The 15972-nt window shown below is 35.3% G+C and carries 9 protein-coding genes; 6 read left to right on the top strand and 3 right to left on the bottom strand.

The window, feature by feature from the left end:
- Both EGI22_RS10205 and EGI22_RS10200 read left to right on the top strand, forming a co-directional pair.
- A partial coding sequence (locus tag EGI22_RS10205; RefSeq protein ID WP_255068217.1) for a gliding motility-associated C-terminal domain-containing protein occupies positions 1-5604 on the top strand: 5604 nt, incomplete at its 5' end.
- A gap of 119 nt (positions 5605-5723) precedes the next feature.
- Positions 5724-8255, top strand: a complete 2532-nt coding sequence (locus tag EGI22_RS10200; protein WP_255068216.1) for an OmpA family protein — start codon at positions 5724-5726, stop codon at positions 8253-8255.
- Position 8256: 1 nt separating this feature from the next.
- On the opposite strand, the gene mutY is transcribed toward EGI22_RS10200, so the two are convergent.
- Positions 8257-9264, bottom strand: a complete 1008-nt coding sequence (mutY, locus tag EGI22_RS10195; RefSeq protein WP_255068215.1) for an A/G-specific adenine glycosylase — start codon at positions 9262-9264, stop codon at positions 8257-8259.
- Between the two features lie 180 nt (positions 9265-9444).
- On the opposite strand from mutY, the gene EGI22_RS10190 reads away from it, so the two are divergent.
- The 3 genes from EGI22_RS10190 to EGI22_RS10180 all read left to right on the top strand — a co-directional run bounded on the left by EGI22_RS10190 (position 9445) and on the right by EGI22_RS10180 (position 12428).
- Entirely contained in the window at positions 9445-9729 is a 285-nt protein-coding gene (locus EGI22_RS10190) for an HU family DNA-binding protein (protein WP_255068214.1), read from the top strand.
- 16 nt (positions 9730-9745) lie between these two features.
- Positions 9746-10549 carry a lipopolysaccharide assembly protein LapB gene (locus tag EGI22_RS10185; RefSeq protein WP_255068213.1) on the top strand — a complete coding sequence of 268 codons (804 nt, stop codon included), beginning with the start codon at positions 9746-9748 and terminating at the stop codon, positions 10547-10549.
- A gap of 322 nt (positions 10550-10871) precedes the next feature.
- Positions 10872-12428, top strand: a complete 1557-nt coding sequence (locus EGI22_RS10180) for an Rne/Rng family ribonuclease (protein WP_255068212.1) — start codon at positions 10872-10874, stop codon at positions 12426-12428.
- A 4-nt stretch (positions 12429-12432) separates the two neighbouring features.
- Here the strand turns inward: EGI22_RS10180 and EGI22_RS10175 are convergent, their stop codons facing one another.
- Entirely contained in the window at positions 12433-13110 is a 678-nt protein-coding gene (locus EGI22_RS10175) for a nitroreductase family protein (RefSeq protein WP_255068211.1), read from the bottom strand.
- Complete coding sequence (locus EGI22_RS10170) at positions 13107-14042, bottom strand: CPBP family intramembrane glutamic endopeptidase (RefSeq protein ID WP_255068210.1); 936 nt, start codon at positions 14040-14042, stop codon at positions 13107-13109. The genes EGI22_RS10175 and EGI22_RS10170 overlap by 4 nt, the downstream gene beginning before the upstream one ends.
- Before the next feature lie 482 nt (positions 14043-14524).
- On the opposite strand from EGI22_RS10170, the gene EGI22_RS10165 reads away from it, so the two are divergent.
- Positions 14525-15961: a hypothetical protein gene (locus EGI22_RS10165; protein ID WP_255068209.1), complete on the top strand. Its 1437-nt coding sequence runs from the start codon at positions 14525-14527 to the stop codon at positions 15959-15961.
- Positions 15962-15972: the final 11 nt, after the last annotated feature.

The following is a 15972-nucleotide window of genomic DNA, read 5'->3' as shown; positions in this document are numbered from 1 at the left end:
GGTGGTGGAGTAGGCACTTCGAAAGAAGTCGGAGCTGGAACTTACACTGCTACATGTACAACAAGTTGTGGAACATCAGGTAATTCTAATTCAGTTACTATAACTGGAGGTACAGCACCAACGGCACCAGTAATTACTTCGAATAAAACAGAAGTTTGTGGTACAAATAAAGCTACTTTGACTGCCACAGGATGTACAGGAGGTACAATCACTTGGTCTGGTGGTGGAGTAGGCACTTCGAAAGAAGTCGGAGCTGGAACTTACACTGCTACATGTACAACAAGTTGTGGAACATCAGGTAATTCTAATTCAGTTACTATAACTGGAGGTACAGCACCAACGGCACCAGTAATTACTTCGAATAAAACAGAAGTTTGTGGTACAAATAAAGCTACTTTGACTGCCACAGGATGTACAGGAGGTACAATCACTTGGTCTGGTGGTGGAGTAGGCACTTCGAAAGAAGTCGGAGCTGGAACTTACACTGCTACATGTACAACAAGTTGTGGAACATCAGGTAATTCTAATTCAGTTACTATAACTGGAGGTACAGCACCAACGGCACCAGTAATTACTTCGAATAAAACAGAAGTTTGTGGTACAAATAAAGCTACTTTGACTGCCACAGGATGTACAGGAGGTACAATCACTTGGTCTGGTGGTGGAGTAGGCACTTCGAAAGAAGTCGGAGCTGGAACTTACACTGCTACATGTACAACAAGTTGTGGAACATCAGGTAATTCTAATTCAGTTACTATAACTGGAGGTACAGCACCAACGGCACCAGTAATTACTTCGAATAAAACAGAAGTTTGTGGTACAAATAAAGCTACTTTGACTGCCACAGGATGTACAGGAGGTACAATCACTTGGTCTGGTGGTGGAGTAGGCACTTCGAAAGAAGTCGGAGCTGGAACTTACACTGCTACATGTACAACAAGTTGTGGAACATCAGGTAATTCTAATTCAGTTACTATAACTGGAGGTACAGCACCAACGGCACCAGTAATTACTTCGAATAAAACAGAAGTTTGTGGTACAAATAAAGCTACTTTGACTGCCACAGGATGTACAGGAGGTACAATCACTTGGTCTGGTGGTGGAGTAGGCACTTCGAAAGAAGTCGGAGCTGGAACTTACACTGCTACATGTACAACAAGTTGTGGAACATCAGGTAATTCTAATTCAGTTACTATAACTGGAGGTACAGCACCAACGGCACCAGTAATTACTTCGAATAAAACAGAAGTTTGTGGTACAAATAAAGCTACTTTGACTGCCACAGGATGTACAGGAGGTACAATCACTTGGTCTGGTGGTGGAGTAGGCACTTCGAAAGAAGTCGGAGCTGGAACTTACACTGCTACATGTACAACAAGTTGTGGAACATCAGGTAATTCTAATTCAGTTACTATAACTGGAGGTACAGCACCAACGGCACCAGTAATTACTTCGAATAAAACAGAAGTTTGTGGTACAAATAAAGCTACTTTGACTGCCACAGGATGTACAGGAGGTACAATCACTTGGTCAGGTGGTGGAGTAGGCACTTCGAAAGAAGTCGGAGCTGGAACTTACACTGCTACATGTACAACAAGTTGTGGAACATCAGGAAATTCTAATTCAGTTACAATTACTGGAGGAACAGCACCAACAGCACCAGTCATTACTTCGAATAAAACAGAAGTTTGTGGAACTGATAAAGCTACATTGACTACCACAGGTTGTACAGGAGGTACAATAACTTGGTCAGGTGGTGGAGTAGGCACTTCGAAAGAAGTCGGAGCTGGAACTTACACTGCTACATGTACAACAAGTTGTGGAACATCAGGTAATTCTAATTCAGTTACTATAACTGGAGGAACAGCACCAACAGCACCAGTAATTTCTTCAAACAAAACTTCGGTTTGTGGAACAGATAAAGCTACATTGACTGCAACAGGCTGTACAGGAGGTACAATAACATGGTCAGGTGGTGGAGTTGGAACTACTAAAGAAGTTGGAGCTGGAACTTACACTGCAACATGTACAACAAGTTGTGGAACATCCGGAGCATCTAATTCGATTACGATAGGAACTGGTAATTTGCCAAGTGCACCTACCATTACAGCATCTAAAACCGAAATTTGTGGAACTGAGAGTATCATCCTTACAGCGATAAATTGTGAAGGAACAATAACTTGGTCTAATGATAAAACTGGAGCTTCAATAACAATTACACAAGCTGGAGATTATGCTGCAACTTGTACAAATTCTTGTGGTGAAAGTGGCAATAGTAATATTGTGAAAATTACAACTGGTGGCATACCAAATGCTCCTTTAATCACTACTGATAGAGTAAATGTTTGTGATACTGAAAAAGCAAGATTAGTTGCCGTAGGTTGTGTAGGCACAGTTGAATGGAGTAATGGACAAACTGGAGACATGATTCAAGTAGGAGCTGGAAGTTATACAGCTAAGTGTAAAAACTCATGTGGATTAAGTTTAGCTTCTAATATTGTGAAAATTGAAACTGGAGGAAAACCATCCCCTCCTTCTATTACTGCAAACAAGACAAGTATTTGTGGATCTGATTCCGCAAAATTAACTGCTGATGTTTGTAGTGGAACTATTAATTGGAGCAATGGAAAAACAGGAACAATTATTTATGTAAAAACTGCTGGTTCATATACTGCAAGTTGTACAAATACTTGTGGAGTGAGTATTCAGTCAGATCCAATTGTTATTACTGTAGGTGGGGCACCTTCTGCTCCAATCATTACAGCTTCTGCTATTAAGATTTGTTCTGGTGATTCAGCAATTCTCACTACAGATGGATGCAGCGGAACAGCTACCTGGAGTACAGGTGCAAACGGTAATTCAATTGTTGTGAAAACGGCAGGTACTTATACTGTGAAGTGTACAAACTCTTGTGGAACAAGTCCAATGTCACAACCTGTAAGTGTAGAAATAAAAACTACGGGATGTGAAACAGGAGGATGTAATTTGACTGCAGTAGTTATCTCAGCTTCTAAAACTGTAGTTTGTGATCCAGAAGATATTACTTTAACAGCTACTGGTTGTACCAACAATACCATAGTGTGGTCTAACGGTAAAACTGGAAGTTCAATTGTAGTTAAGCCTGTAGTTTCTACTTCTTATACAGCGATATGTAAAAACGATAGTTGTGTAAGTCCTATTTCTAATACAATCCAGATTAAAGTTCAAAAAGCTACTAAACCAATAGTAGCCTGTGCAACCGATATCATTTGTGTAGGAGAGTCGGTTACGCTTAGAGCTTATGAGTGTGAAGGTGAAATCAAATGGTCAAATGGCATGATTGGACACTCTGTTGAAGTTAAACCTACCGAAACAAGTAAGTATACTGCAGTTTGTGTAATTGGAACTTGTATCAGTGAAAAGTCGGATACACTTTGTATCAATATTGGTTTACCGAACAAGCCGTTTATCTCTTGTAAAACTTCTACAGTTTGTTTAGGAGAAGCAATAGTTATTACTGCCCAAGGATGTGCTGGAACAGTTGTTTGGAATAATGGACAAACAGGTTCGGTGTTAACAGTTACACCTACTACGGCTGGTACTTATAGTTATACTGCAACATGTAAATCTATTGGAGGAACATGTGAAAGCTTAACATCTAATGTTGTTTCGGTATCAGTTGGTTCTACTGTGGCTAAACCTACTGCTCTTGCAGAAATTAATAATAGCTGTCCATTTGAAACTGTAGATTTGAATAATGCGATTCTTGGAAATCCTACCTCAGCAGATGGAACTTTCGAATTCCATATTTCGAATTCTCCAAATTCAACATTGATTACAACCCCAGGAATGGCTACTGCTGGTAACTATTATTTATTCGAAAGAAGTAAGTATGGATGTTATAGTGATGCTACTCTTGTTAAAGTTAAAATTGATGCTTGTGACGGAGGAATTAAGCCAGATACTACTAAATACGTTGATATTCAGCTGATGAAAAAGGCCGATTCTTTAATTGTTCCTGTAAATAGTTTTGTAAACTATACAGTTATTGTTAAGAATCTTAAACCTACCACTGCTACTAACCTGAAAGTGAGAGATATTCTTCCTCCAGGATTGGTAATTGATGTAGTAAGTTCTAACGCTACTTTTGAGAATGGGGCTATTATGGCAAATGTACCTTCTCTTAATAATACGGATAGTGTTAAAATAACATATAGAGCTAAAGTTACTGCGGCTGGAAAAATTGAAAACAAAGCGGAGCTTTATGCAGTGGATCAGATTGACAATGTGTTATCAAATAATACAAGTGTGTATGTAATTAATGATGTTTCTGCATCTGACCTTATTGGTCTGAGCAAGAGTGTTGGAACAATCACTAAGATTTCTGATAACAAGTATGAAGTACCATTTACATTTAATGTTGTAAACATGGGCTCTACCAATTTGACTAAAGTTAAACTAGTAGATGATTTGGGTGTAACATTTGGTAGTGGAGTTCAAATACTTGATGACACAATTTTAGTATCGGCTGATGCTGGTCTTAAAGTTAATCCAAATTACACAGGTAGAGGTAGTAACACTGCATTGTTGATAGATTCATTAAGTCAAATAGGTGTTGGTAAAACACTTAAAGTAAACTTCTCTGTAAAAGTCGACATTACAAATGCCACTAAATCTGAGTTCTTCAATACTTCTAAAGTATTCGCTTTTGGAACTCAAAATGTGGAAGATGTTTCAACAAATGGAACAAACGTTGACCCAGATGGTAATGGAAATCCGAATGATAACGATGAGCCAACCAAGATTACTTTCGGTATCGATTCTACTCAAGTAGGCATTGCTGCTTCTCTAAGTATTATCGACTCATCTTTTGTAGACAACTTTACTTACGAAGTTAAGTATATGGCTCTAGTTAAAAACATCGGATCTAGTATGTTGACCAATGTTTACTTGGTGGATAGTTTGAGTAATACATTCCCTGATTCTATTCAGTTTACTGTTGAAGGTCAGCCTACAATCTCTACTAGCAGTACTTTGAAAAAGAACGTGGCATTTGATGGAGATACAGACTTTAGAGTTACCTTACCAGATACTTCAGCTAAATTGGCTGCTGGGAAAGTAGACACTGTGATATTCACAGTACAACTTAAATATGGTAAAAACTATGGTCCTTACTTCAATAATATTTATGCTTATGGGACTTCAACAGGAGGAACTCAGGTAAGTGATAAGTCTAATGCAGGTACTCAAATAATACCATTGTCAAGTAATCCGACAATATTTAGAATACCGAAGGATACCACAGTGGCAATCAATCTGGTTGATCTGATTGAAGTTCCAGGAGGATTCTCTCCGAATGACGATGGTGAAAATGATAAATTCGAATCATTAGTACCAGACGGAGTAGATGTTGAACTGTTTGAACTTTATAACAGATGGGGTCATTTAATTTGGAAGTTTGAAGGTCAATCATCAATTGTCAATCAAAAGTTGATTTGGGATGGTACTTCAAATACAGGAATGAGGTTTGGACCAGAAGGAGTTCCAGATGGTACATATTATTACTCTGTGAAAGTAAAAGATCAGGCTAAAGTCAGAACAGGATTTATAACAGTAGCTCGCTAATTTGCAGGAAAAAAACGAAAATGTCGCCATTTAATAAATGGTGGCATTTTTTCGTTTTAGTAGGAAAGGCATGATTTTTGTGTTTTTTTCCTTTAACATAATTACCGTTAATTCTCAAAATGCATTTCAAAAACTTTTTAGTTTTGTTTTTTTGCTTTAATATCACTTTGGGCTTTTCTCAGAGCACATCGAAGATATTGAAAAAAGCAGAGACGAGTACCAAAAGTTTGTCTTATGCAAATGCGATAGAACTTTATGATAATGTTTTGAAAAAATCTAAAGGTCTAAGTCCTGAAGAGATTCAAAAAGTTAAGCTTAATCTAGCTGAGGCATATTATTTCGTAAAAGATTATAAAAATGCTGAAAAATACTATGAAGAAGTACTAAGCAACAATCCAACACTTAAAGGTGATGAAATAAAGGCTTTTCAGAGATATGCTCAAGTCTTAAGTAGTAATGGGAAACACCAAGAATCTTCAAAAATTTGGACAAAGTATACAGAGCTTCAAGAACATGATAAAAGAGGAGCTCAGTTTAGTAAACTTTATGCCAACCTTGATCCACTAATACGGAATGCAGAAAGTTATAGAATTGAGTATGTAGGATTAAATACCGATAGTCCTGAATTTAGCCCAACTTTTTACAAAGATGGCTTGGTTTTTGTGTCTAGCCGAAATAAAAGTAATTCTGTTAAAAGAGTTTTTAAATGGGATAATTCTTCTTTTCTAGATTTATATTATTTAGAAGATTTGAAGGTTATTTCGAAAGAAGAAAATAACAATGCAGCTTTAGGTTCGGGAGGTCAATCTTCTGAATCACCTAAAATCAAACCTAAAACCGAAAAGTTAGGTAACGATTACTATACCCCTCCTACATCAAATGATGCAAATACCATCGCTCATCAAGGCAGCGATTTGATAAATGGAAGTAAAAATTATGAAGAAAATTCTGTGATAGAAATAAAAAGTTTTAGTAAAAAACTCAACAGTAAATATCACGAAGGACCTTGTACTTTTTACGATAAAGCAACAAAAATTATTTTTACTAGAAATGGAACTTCTGTAGGTGGTGGAATTTTTAACAATAACAAAAAAGAAGACATTACGCGTCTTAAACTTTATTATGCTGAAAGGAAAGGTTCAGATTGGGGAAATATAAAAGAACTTGACTTTAACGATGATAAATATTCATGTGGTCATCCAAGTGTGAATTCCACAGACAATCTTTTGTATTTTGTTTCAGATATGCCCGGTGGATATGGTGGTACTGACTTGTACGTCTCTAGATTAATAAATGGCATTTGGTCCAAACCTGAAAATCTTGGTGGAAAGGTTAACACTGTTGGCAATGAAATGTTTCCATTTATAGATGAAGGAGGAACCTTGTATTTTTCATCTGATGGTTTGCCTGGTCTCGGAGATCTCGATATGTTTAATATCGCTACTGATACCAAAACAGGAAAGCCAACTGGAATAGTTAGAAATCTTGGTGCACCTTTAAACTCTAACAATGATGATTTTGGTATTATTACAGACAGAGAAAGATCATTAGGATATTTTAGCAGTAATAGAAAAAGAGGAGGTTCTGACGATGATATTTATAAGTTCAATAGAGTAGGACCAAAATATGGCTGTAGAGATTTAATCGTAAATGTATTTGATAAAGAAACGAAGAAGTCTTTAGGAGTAATGGTTTTTGAATACTCAAAAGTAAGTAATAATATTATTACAGAAAATGCTACAACTAACAACTCTGGTTCTATTAAGTTGTGTTTAGAAGCTGACAACGACTTCAAGTTTGAATTTAAAAAGGAGGGCTACGAAGAACAAGTTCTCAATTTTTCAAATGCCGATGCATCGGATTTTGAGCCGAGCACTTTAAATGTTTATCTAAAACAAGAAGTGAAAAAAGTGGAAGCCTTAGTCAAAACTGAAGCACCCAAAAAACAAAGAGAGCTTATTCAGAAAAGATCCACAGGTGGAACATTAAATGTTTTCAGAGGTGTAATAACAGGTGGTGAGGAGGGAGGTCCAATTGCAGCGGTAAAAGTCAAGTTTATTAATAAATGCACAGGCGAAATTCAAGAAATGTACACCAAAAAAGACGGAAGCTATGAATTTAAACGTGACCCTGAGTGTGATTATGAACTAATTGCATCTAAAGACGACTTTGGTACAAGTTCTGAAATTATAGAAAAATCAATCAGAAAGACTTTATTTGGCAAAAAAGTCAAAAAGCCTTTAAATACCCTCAACCTTTTTGACACTAAACTCTTTAAAGTTGGAGATGTAATAAAACTAGAAAATATTTATTATGAATCGGATGCCTTTAAAATTAGAGAAAATGCAAAAAGAGATTTGGATAACCTTGTTGCTACCCTTAAGAAGTATCCTAATATGGTAATTGAAATTTCTTCCCATACCGACACTCGTGGCAATTCATTTTCTAATTTGAGGCTTTCAGAAAGTAGGGCCAAAGAAGTATTTAAATACATCACATCCAAAGGAATTGATAAATCAAGAGTAAAGGCAATTGGTAAAGGCGAGTCAGAGCCCTTGAATGCATGCTCTGATGGCGTACAATGTACAGAAGCCGAACACGCAAGAAACCGCCGAACTGAATTTAAAATCCTTAAAATAGAAAAGATTTAATTCAAATAGTTTTCTCAAAAAAATCTGCTATTATTTTAGGTTTTGGGAGGTTTTTGATTGTTTCTAATTCATAAAATTCACCTCCTTCAATAGTAGGTTGTTCACTACATTGAATCATCGTAAAATTTACTATAAGCTTTTGATGTGTCAAAAGATGTTGAAAAGGTTGGTGAGTTTTCAATTTAAAATCTTTAATCTGGTGTTTTTCCAGGAAGTTTTGAATATTTCCTTCATCCAGAAAAAAGTCATACATATTCGCCCATATATCTTTTTCCCCTCTTTTTTTTAGCCAATATCTATCTTCAAATTCTATTATGATATAATCGAGTGTCCTTTCTGTAACTTTAATTTTTTTCTCCTTAATCGGAATTTGCTCTACTGTTTTGTTGGTAAAAGCCAAACATTCAAGTCTTACAGGGCAATTATTACACTGCGTTTTTTTTGGTAAGCATATAGTAGCTCCAAGTTCCATCACCGCCTGATTGTACAAGCCTGCTTGGTTTTTTGGTATTAAGCCTAAAGAAGTATCAAAAATTCGGTTTTGCGTTTTTATGTTGTCAATAGGCTCGAAAATCTCAAAATACCTCGAAATCACCCTGAGTGCATTTCCATCTATGGCAGGAACAGTTTCGTTATAAGCAAAGGAGGCTATTGCGGCAGCTGTATATTTACCTACTCCTTTTAGTTTTTGAAGCTCTTTGAAACTCTCAGGAAACTTACCATTAAGTTCGTTTTGTATGAAAATTGAAGTTTTATGAAGGTTTCTTCCACGAGAATAATATCCGAGACCTTGCCAAAGTCTAAGAACTTCTTCTTCTTCTGCATTTGCCAAATCTTCAATAGTTGGATACTTTTCCACAAATTTCTCATAATATGGCAATCCCTGGCTTACTCGGGTTTGTTGCAAAATAATCTCCGAAAGCCAAATAAAATATGGGTTGTGGGTATTTCTCCAAGGCAAATCTCTTTTATTTGTCAAATACCAAGAGATAATTTTTTCTCCAAACATTTTTTTTATTCGTTTTTTTTAAGTATGAAAAAGTCGTCTTAACTGCTTAGTAACTAATAAATTATAAAAAAAAAGATAAAACATTTTGTGAGAATTCTCAACTATCTTCTATCTTTGCAGTCCTAAATCTAAATTCATTTAACTTAATATTAATTTTTTTAACAATAAATTTTATAAATCGTGACGAAAGCAGAGGTTATTTCTATTATTTCAGACAAAACAGGTGTTGATAAAGCTGTCACTTCTATTACTGTTGAGGCGTTTTTCCAAACAGTTAAAGAGAGTTTATCAAGTGGGGAAGCTATTTATGTAAGAGGATTTGGAAGTTTTGTAAACAAAAAAAGAGCAGAGAAAAAAGCTCGTAACATTTCTCAAAAAACTACTGTAACAGTACCAGCTCATTTTATCCCAAGTTTTAAACCTTCAAAAGAGTTTGTTGAAGAAGTAAAAACTAACGTTAAATAATTTGATGTTGAACGGTTTGAACAAGAAAAAGCATTTATTAATTTTAGTTTTGTTAAGTATTGGAGCATTTGCTTTTTTATTTACAAGACCAAAGTCTGTGGTTAAAGATATTGATCAAACCGTTCAACAAAATCAAAAAGAACCTTCATCTAAAGAGGTTGCTCATCATTTAAGCCCTGAGTCAGAGGCACTTCTTGAAAGTTTACAACAGAAAGCCCAATCTCCGAAAGGTCAATTAGAAGCATTTAGCGAAATTGCAAACTTGTATATTAAAGAGTCTGTCTTTGATAGTGCAGGTTATTATTTTGAGAAAATAGCAAAAACTACACCTTCGGTAAATAATTGGTCTAATGCTGCGGACGCTTATTTTCAGGGTTTTAATTTGGCTATCAGTCCAGAGAATCTTGAGAAATTGGTAGAAAAAACAAGAGCGTGCTATAATGAGGTTTTAAAACTAGAGGCTGGCAATCTACATGCAAAAACAAATCTAGCAATGAGTTATGTTGGGTCTGATAATCCAATGAAAGCCATAGGCATGTTGAGGGAGGTTTTAGACCAAGAGCCTAAATACATTCCAGCTATTATGAGTTTAGGAGGTTTGTCAATGCAATCTAATCAATACGATAAAGCAGCTGTGAGGTTTTCTAATGTACTTCAGATAGATCCCAACAACGTAAATGCCAAATTAGGCTTGGCCTATAGCTATATTGAATTGGGGAAAAAAGATGAAGCGAAAGCCATTCTTAATCAAGTAATTGCATTAGATATTGACCAAGTTATGAAAGATGAAATAGCAAAAACTTTGAATAGTTTAAAGTAATTACTATCTTTGCGGTTCGAAAAAAAAGAATTTTACAATATTATATAAATTTATAGAGCTATGCCTTGCGGAAAAAAGAGAAAGAGACATAAGATGGCAACACATAAGAGGAAAAAACGTCTTAGGAAAAACCGTCACAAGAAGAAATAATTCTTCTTCGTAAATACATTTAAGTAAGCAGATATGTTTATTCTGCTTACTTTTTTGTTCTTTACACCCTATTGCCAATTGTTTTGGCAGATTATGCACATGTGTTAATTACTACATGCCATTGAATTTTGAACAATAATATTTTTTTTAAACTTTTAATTCTTACTCAATTTTGAGCAACGAATTATATATTTCAGCCACACCTAAAGGTGACCGAATAGCTTTATGTCAAGACAAAAGGCTAATCGAATACCATTTTGACGAAACCGAACATCAGTTTTCGGTTGGAGATATTTATTTTGGGACAGTTAAGAAAGTAGTGTCAGGACTTAACGCCGCTTTTATTGATATAGGTTATGAAAAAGATGCTTTTTTGCATTACCATGATCTTAGTCCAAATATCCAATCGCTAAATAAGTATACCAAAGACATTATCGCCAAAAGGCCTGTCAGTTTGAAGTTGAAAAACTTCCAGATGGAGCCTCAAATTGATAAGCTTGGTAAAATTGTTGATGTTCTTTCTAAAAATCAACCTATTCTTGTTCAAGTAGTTAAAGAGCCAATTTCTTCAAAGGGCCCTAGATTGTCTTGCGATATTTCTATTGCAGGTCGATACATAGTTTTGGTACCTTTTAGCAATTCAATCAATATTTCTAAAAAAATCACGAGCAAACAAGAAAGACAAAGATTGCATAAATTGATGTCTTCTGTGAAACCTGAAAACTTTGGAGTGATAGTAAGAACTGTTGCCGAAAACAAAGAGGTTGTGGATTTGCAAAGAGATTTGGAAAATTGTCTTGAAAAATGGGAAAATGGACTAAAACTTCTCAAAAACGCCAAACCTCGCGATAGGATTGTTTCTGAAATGGATCGTGCAGCGTCTATTTTGAGAGATATGCTGAATGACGACTTTGATTCAATCGTGGTTGATACCAAAGAGGCATTTGACAGTATGAGGACTTTGTTGCAAAACATAGCACCTCAAAAAGAAAAGATATTAAAACTACACTCTGGCAAGACCAAAGTTTTTGAACATTACGGAATAGAAAAACAGCTTAAATCGCTTTTTGGAAGATCTGTAAGTCTGCCTAGTGGTGGTTATTTGATAATTGAGCATACAGAAGCTTTACATGTAATAGATGTAAACAGTGGCAATAAATCAACCTCTGAAGTTGATCAAGAAGCTACGGCTTTAAGTGTAAACAAGGAAGCAGCTGTAGAAATCGCTCGCCAATTACGCCTTAGAGACATGGGTGGCATAGTGGTGGTGGATTTTATAGACATGAAAAAAGTTGAGAACAAACGTGATGTACACGAAGCTCTCAAAGACGAAATGAAGACCGACAGGTCTAAATATACAGTTCTGCCAATTTCTAAGTTTGGACTCTCGCAGATTACTCGCCAGCGAGTAAGACCTGAGATGAACGTCGTGACAAGAGAGACTTGCCCTACATGCAGCGGAACAGGTACAATCCAAGCAAGTATTGCGGTGACGGACTTAATCGAGAATAATTTGGAGTATTTGTTAACCAAACAAAACGAGCCTAAAATCAGTATTATTCTCCATCCATTTATTTATGCATATTATAAAGAAGGCTTGATTTCGAGACAAATGAAGTGGTTCTTTAAATATAAAAAATGGATAAACTTAATCAAAGATTCTTCATTGGGAATGGTTGAGTATCATTTCTTGGATCTAAATGGAAACGATATAGAGCTGAATAATTAAGCACTCAGTATTTTTTGTAAATTTCTTCAAAAGCCTTCTTATTTATATCTGGTACCCAACATTCGTCGGCAGGATAACCTATTGGTAGTAATAAAAATGGTTTTTCATTTGCTGGTCTATCTAATAATTTAGATAGAAAATTCATAGGGCTAGGCGTATGAGTTAGGGTTGCCAAACCTGCATTATGTATTGCCGCAATAAGTAAACCAGCAGCTATACCAACACTTTCTTGTACATAATAATTGTTTCTCTTATTACCGTTTTCGTCTATTTCGTATATTCTTTTGAAGATTACAATCAAATATGGTGCGGTTTCAAGAAAGGGCTTTTGCCAATCTGTGCCAAGAGGCTTGAGGTCTTCTATCCAATCCTCGCTCATTCTGCTCTCATAGCTTTCTTTTTCTTCTTGTTCGGCGGCTTCTTTTATTTTTTTCTTAAGCTCTTTGTCTGAAATTAAACAAAATGTCCAAGGCTGTTTGTTGGCACCAGAAGGAGCTGTTGCTGCGGTTTTAATAATATTTTCAATGACTTCTAAAGGTACTTCTTTGTCGGAAAATTCTCTTACTGACCTTCTTTTACTTAAAGATTCTAAAAAATCCTGAGAATTCCTTGCTTGAACAGCAGAGGATTGAGGCTCAATCGAAAACGAAATATATGGATAGCCATCTATAATAGTTTTCATGACAATTCTACCTGCTCAGTTTGTTTTTTGAAAACATATAAAAGTCCAGCACAAAGCACTGAAGACAAAATCAAATATGGCATGGGAACTGTATCTAACTTTTCAATTTCGGGAGCTATTTTCTTTTGATTTACCAAATGCATGAGTACAACCGCAAGGCCATTGTTAAATATATGTGCAAAAATAGGCACCCAGATATTGCCAGAATAATAATACAAATAGCCCATCAAAGCACCCAAAAACAAACGTGGGAAAAAACCATAAAACTGAAAATGAATGGCACTGAATATTGCCGCTGCTATCCAAATGGCTGCCTGCGGATTGTTTGTAATTAGTAATAATTTCCTTTGAATTAAACCTCTAAATATCAACTCTTCACCTATTCCTGCGGTTAAAGCGATTACTATTAAGGCAGAGAAAAGTTCTAGATTGGTATCAAATTTTGTTAAAAATTCAGTCAAAACTTTTGCACTTTCTTCTAGGCTTTTCATGATTTCTTCTAGGCCTTTAAATGCCGAAGGTAAGGCCATTTTTTCGTTCATACTTTGTAGGAAACCGCTAAAAGGACTAAACAATAGCTGAATAACAATTACCAGCCCGAAAATATAAACGGGTGGGAGTTTTCTGAAACTCAAATCACCAAAGGTTTTCTTTTCTACCGCATACCAAAACAACAAACCTGGCACTATAAACGAGAAAACAGAAGATACACCTTGGGCCACCATCATTGTCCACCAGCCGCGTTTTGATTCCATTAAAATCTCCATCATGTTTCCAATGTTGTCCAAATTTATTCCTGCCATTATTATCATAATTCCAGCTCCCAAAATCTGGGCCAAAACTATAGAGCACAATAGTATAGCTGCTAAAACCAAGATTGAGGTTAAAGGTTTTGACTCGTTTGAACTTTTTAAATGTTGAAGAAAATTCATTTGGAATATATTGGTTTGCTTATTTTTATACAAATATCGGGGATTTATATTTTAGTTTTGGACAATTCTCGAAAATTGTAAAGATTCCGATAAATGAAGAAATGTTTTTAATCAATAAAAATAATTTTAAGTTTTGTGGTGAGTTAAAGCTTCTTGTTTTGTGATATTTTTACTTCAATTACAAAGAATCTCTTTATCGTAGCTTGATATAAATCAATTATAAAAAACTGATATTCATCATGTTGTAAAATATATTTAGATAAATATTAGGATTATGGTTTTTTTTTTTTTTTCAATTTGGGGCATCAATTGAAAAAAACACCTTAAGGATGCTTATTTTTACGTTATTGATTTTGATACCGTAAATTACCGTTGCGTAAATCACAGCCACAGCCTTTACCGAGAAACACACATTGCCTCTCTTTAAAAGCTACACTATGAAATATGTGACCATTAGAAACATTTTAAACTTTTAAAATCTAATGAGAACAAAAATTATGATTACTACATTATTGGCAGCCAGCCTAATGCTGAGTTGCAACCCAAAAGAGATTTTGGAGCCTACAAATCTAGTAGATTTGAATTTCAGTATTATTGATGGAGATACTGTTAAAACCAGAAAGGATAATATAATAATACCGCAACGATTAGGTATAGTTGGCCTTAATGTTGGGGATACAATTGCCACATTTAAGGATTGGAAATTGAATAAAAAAAATCAAGACAAAAATGTAATTGATAGATTAAAGAAAGATATAGAAGACCCTGACTTAAAAGGGAAACCACTTAGAATGGTAGTGGTAGGTGGAAGTTTAGCTGCTGGAGTAAGAAATGGAGGGTACAACAATGAAAACCTTAGTACCTCATTCCCAAACTTGATAGCTTTGCAAATGGGTATTGATTTCTATCAGCCTTATTTTGACAATGCTGATTACAATGGTTTTGGCACTAGCCTCAAAACCAATGAGAATATAACAGGAGGGCCTTTGCCAAAGTTTAAAACCGCTACCAACAATTTGGCAATTGAAAATATTGATGCCAATGGTAAAATTAAATTAAAGCCTTTCAAGGGTGGACGTATTGATAACTTTAGTTTAAATACTTTCTCGGGTTTTGAATTTCCGGAGTATTTTGGGGGTATCAGGCATAATGACAGCGAGCCTATTTACAAAAGACTATTTAACAATGAGCGATATGACAAAAGAGTGCTAAAAGAAAAGTTTGATTTTATTTTAGATTGTAGTAATCTTGGTTATACTGGTTATCTAGGCATTCAAACAGGTAATAAATACTTTAATGGAGACATGACTACTTACAGAGATGAAAGAGGGGGCGGGGGTATGTTTCCTAATTACAGCGAGCACGCTAATTTTCTGATAGAAATAAAAAAGCGAAAAGGTTTAAAAGGTGTAATTTATAATTTTCCAGCACCTAGTTATTTACCGGCCGTGGCAGACCTCTTTAAGGTTGAGGATGTTAAAAAGCAATTAGCTATTTATCAAAAGACAGGATTGTTAGAGTCTGACATTAAATATCTCTACCCTTATCAAGCGTTAGATTCACTGATGGGTAAAAACGTGAATATGAATATAAAACCATATATCTCAAATAATAAGCAGATTTTTGGGAGTACACGACCTCAACAAAGAAATGAGCGAATGAACAAACAAACTCGAATGTTGGCAGAATACATGAATTTTGCTTTTGTCGATATTGAGGATATTTTTATTAGAGCCTATGAAGAAAGATTATTTAGTGTTGATAATTTGAAAATTTCCAAAGCGATGTTTTTTGCAGAAGATGGCATGTCTCCGACAGTTTTGGGTAATGTGATAATAGCAAATGAAACCATAAAAGTTATTAACAACTATTATGGCATTGCTATTCCCTACCTCAACACACGCGATTTTCTGAAGTGATCCCCTAATCA

The organism is Lacihabitans sp. LS3-19 (assembly GCF_024343575.1).
Taxonomy (GTDB): Bacteria; Bacteroidota; Bacteroidia; order Cytophagales; family Spirosomataceae; genus Leadbetterella.
Note: the sequence above shows the minus strand (reverse complement) of the source record. Positions and strands in the feature narration are given on the sequence as shown.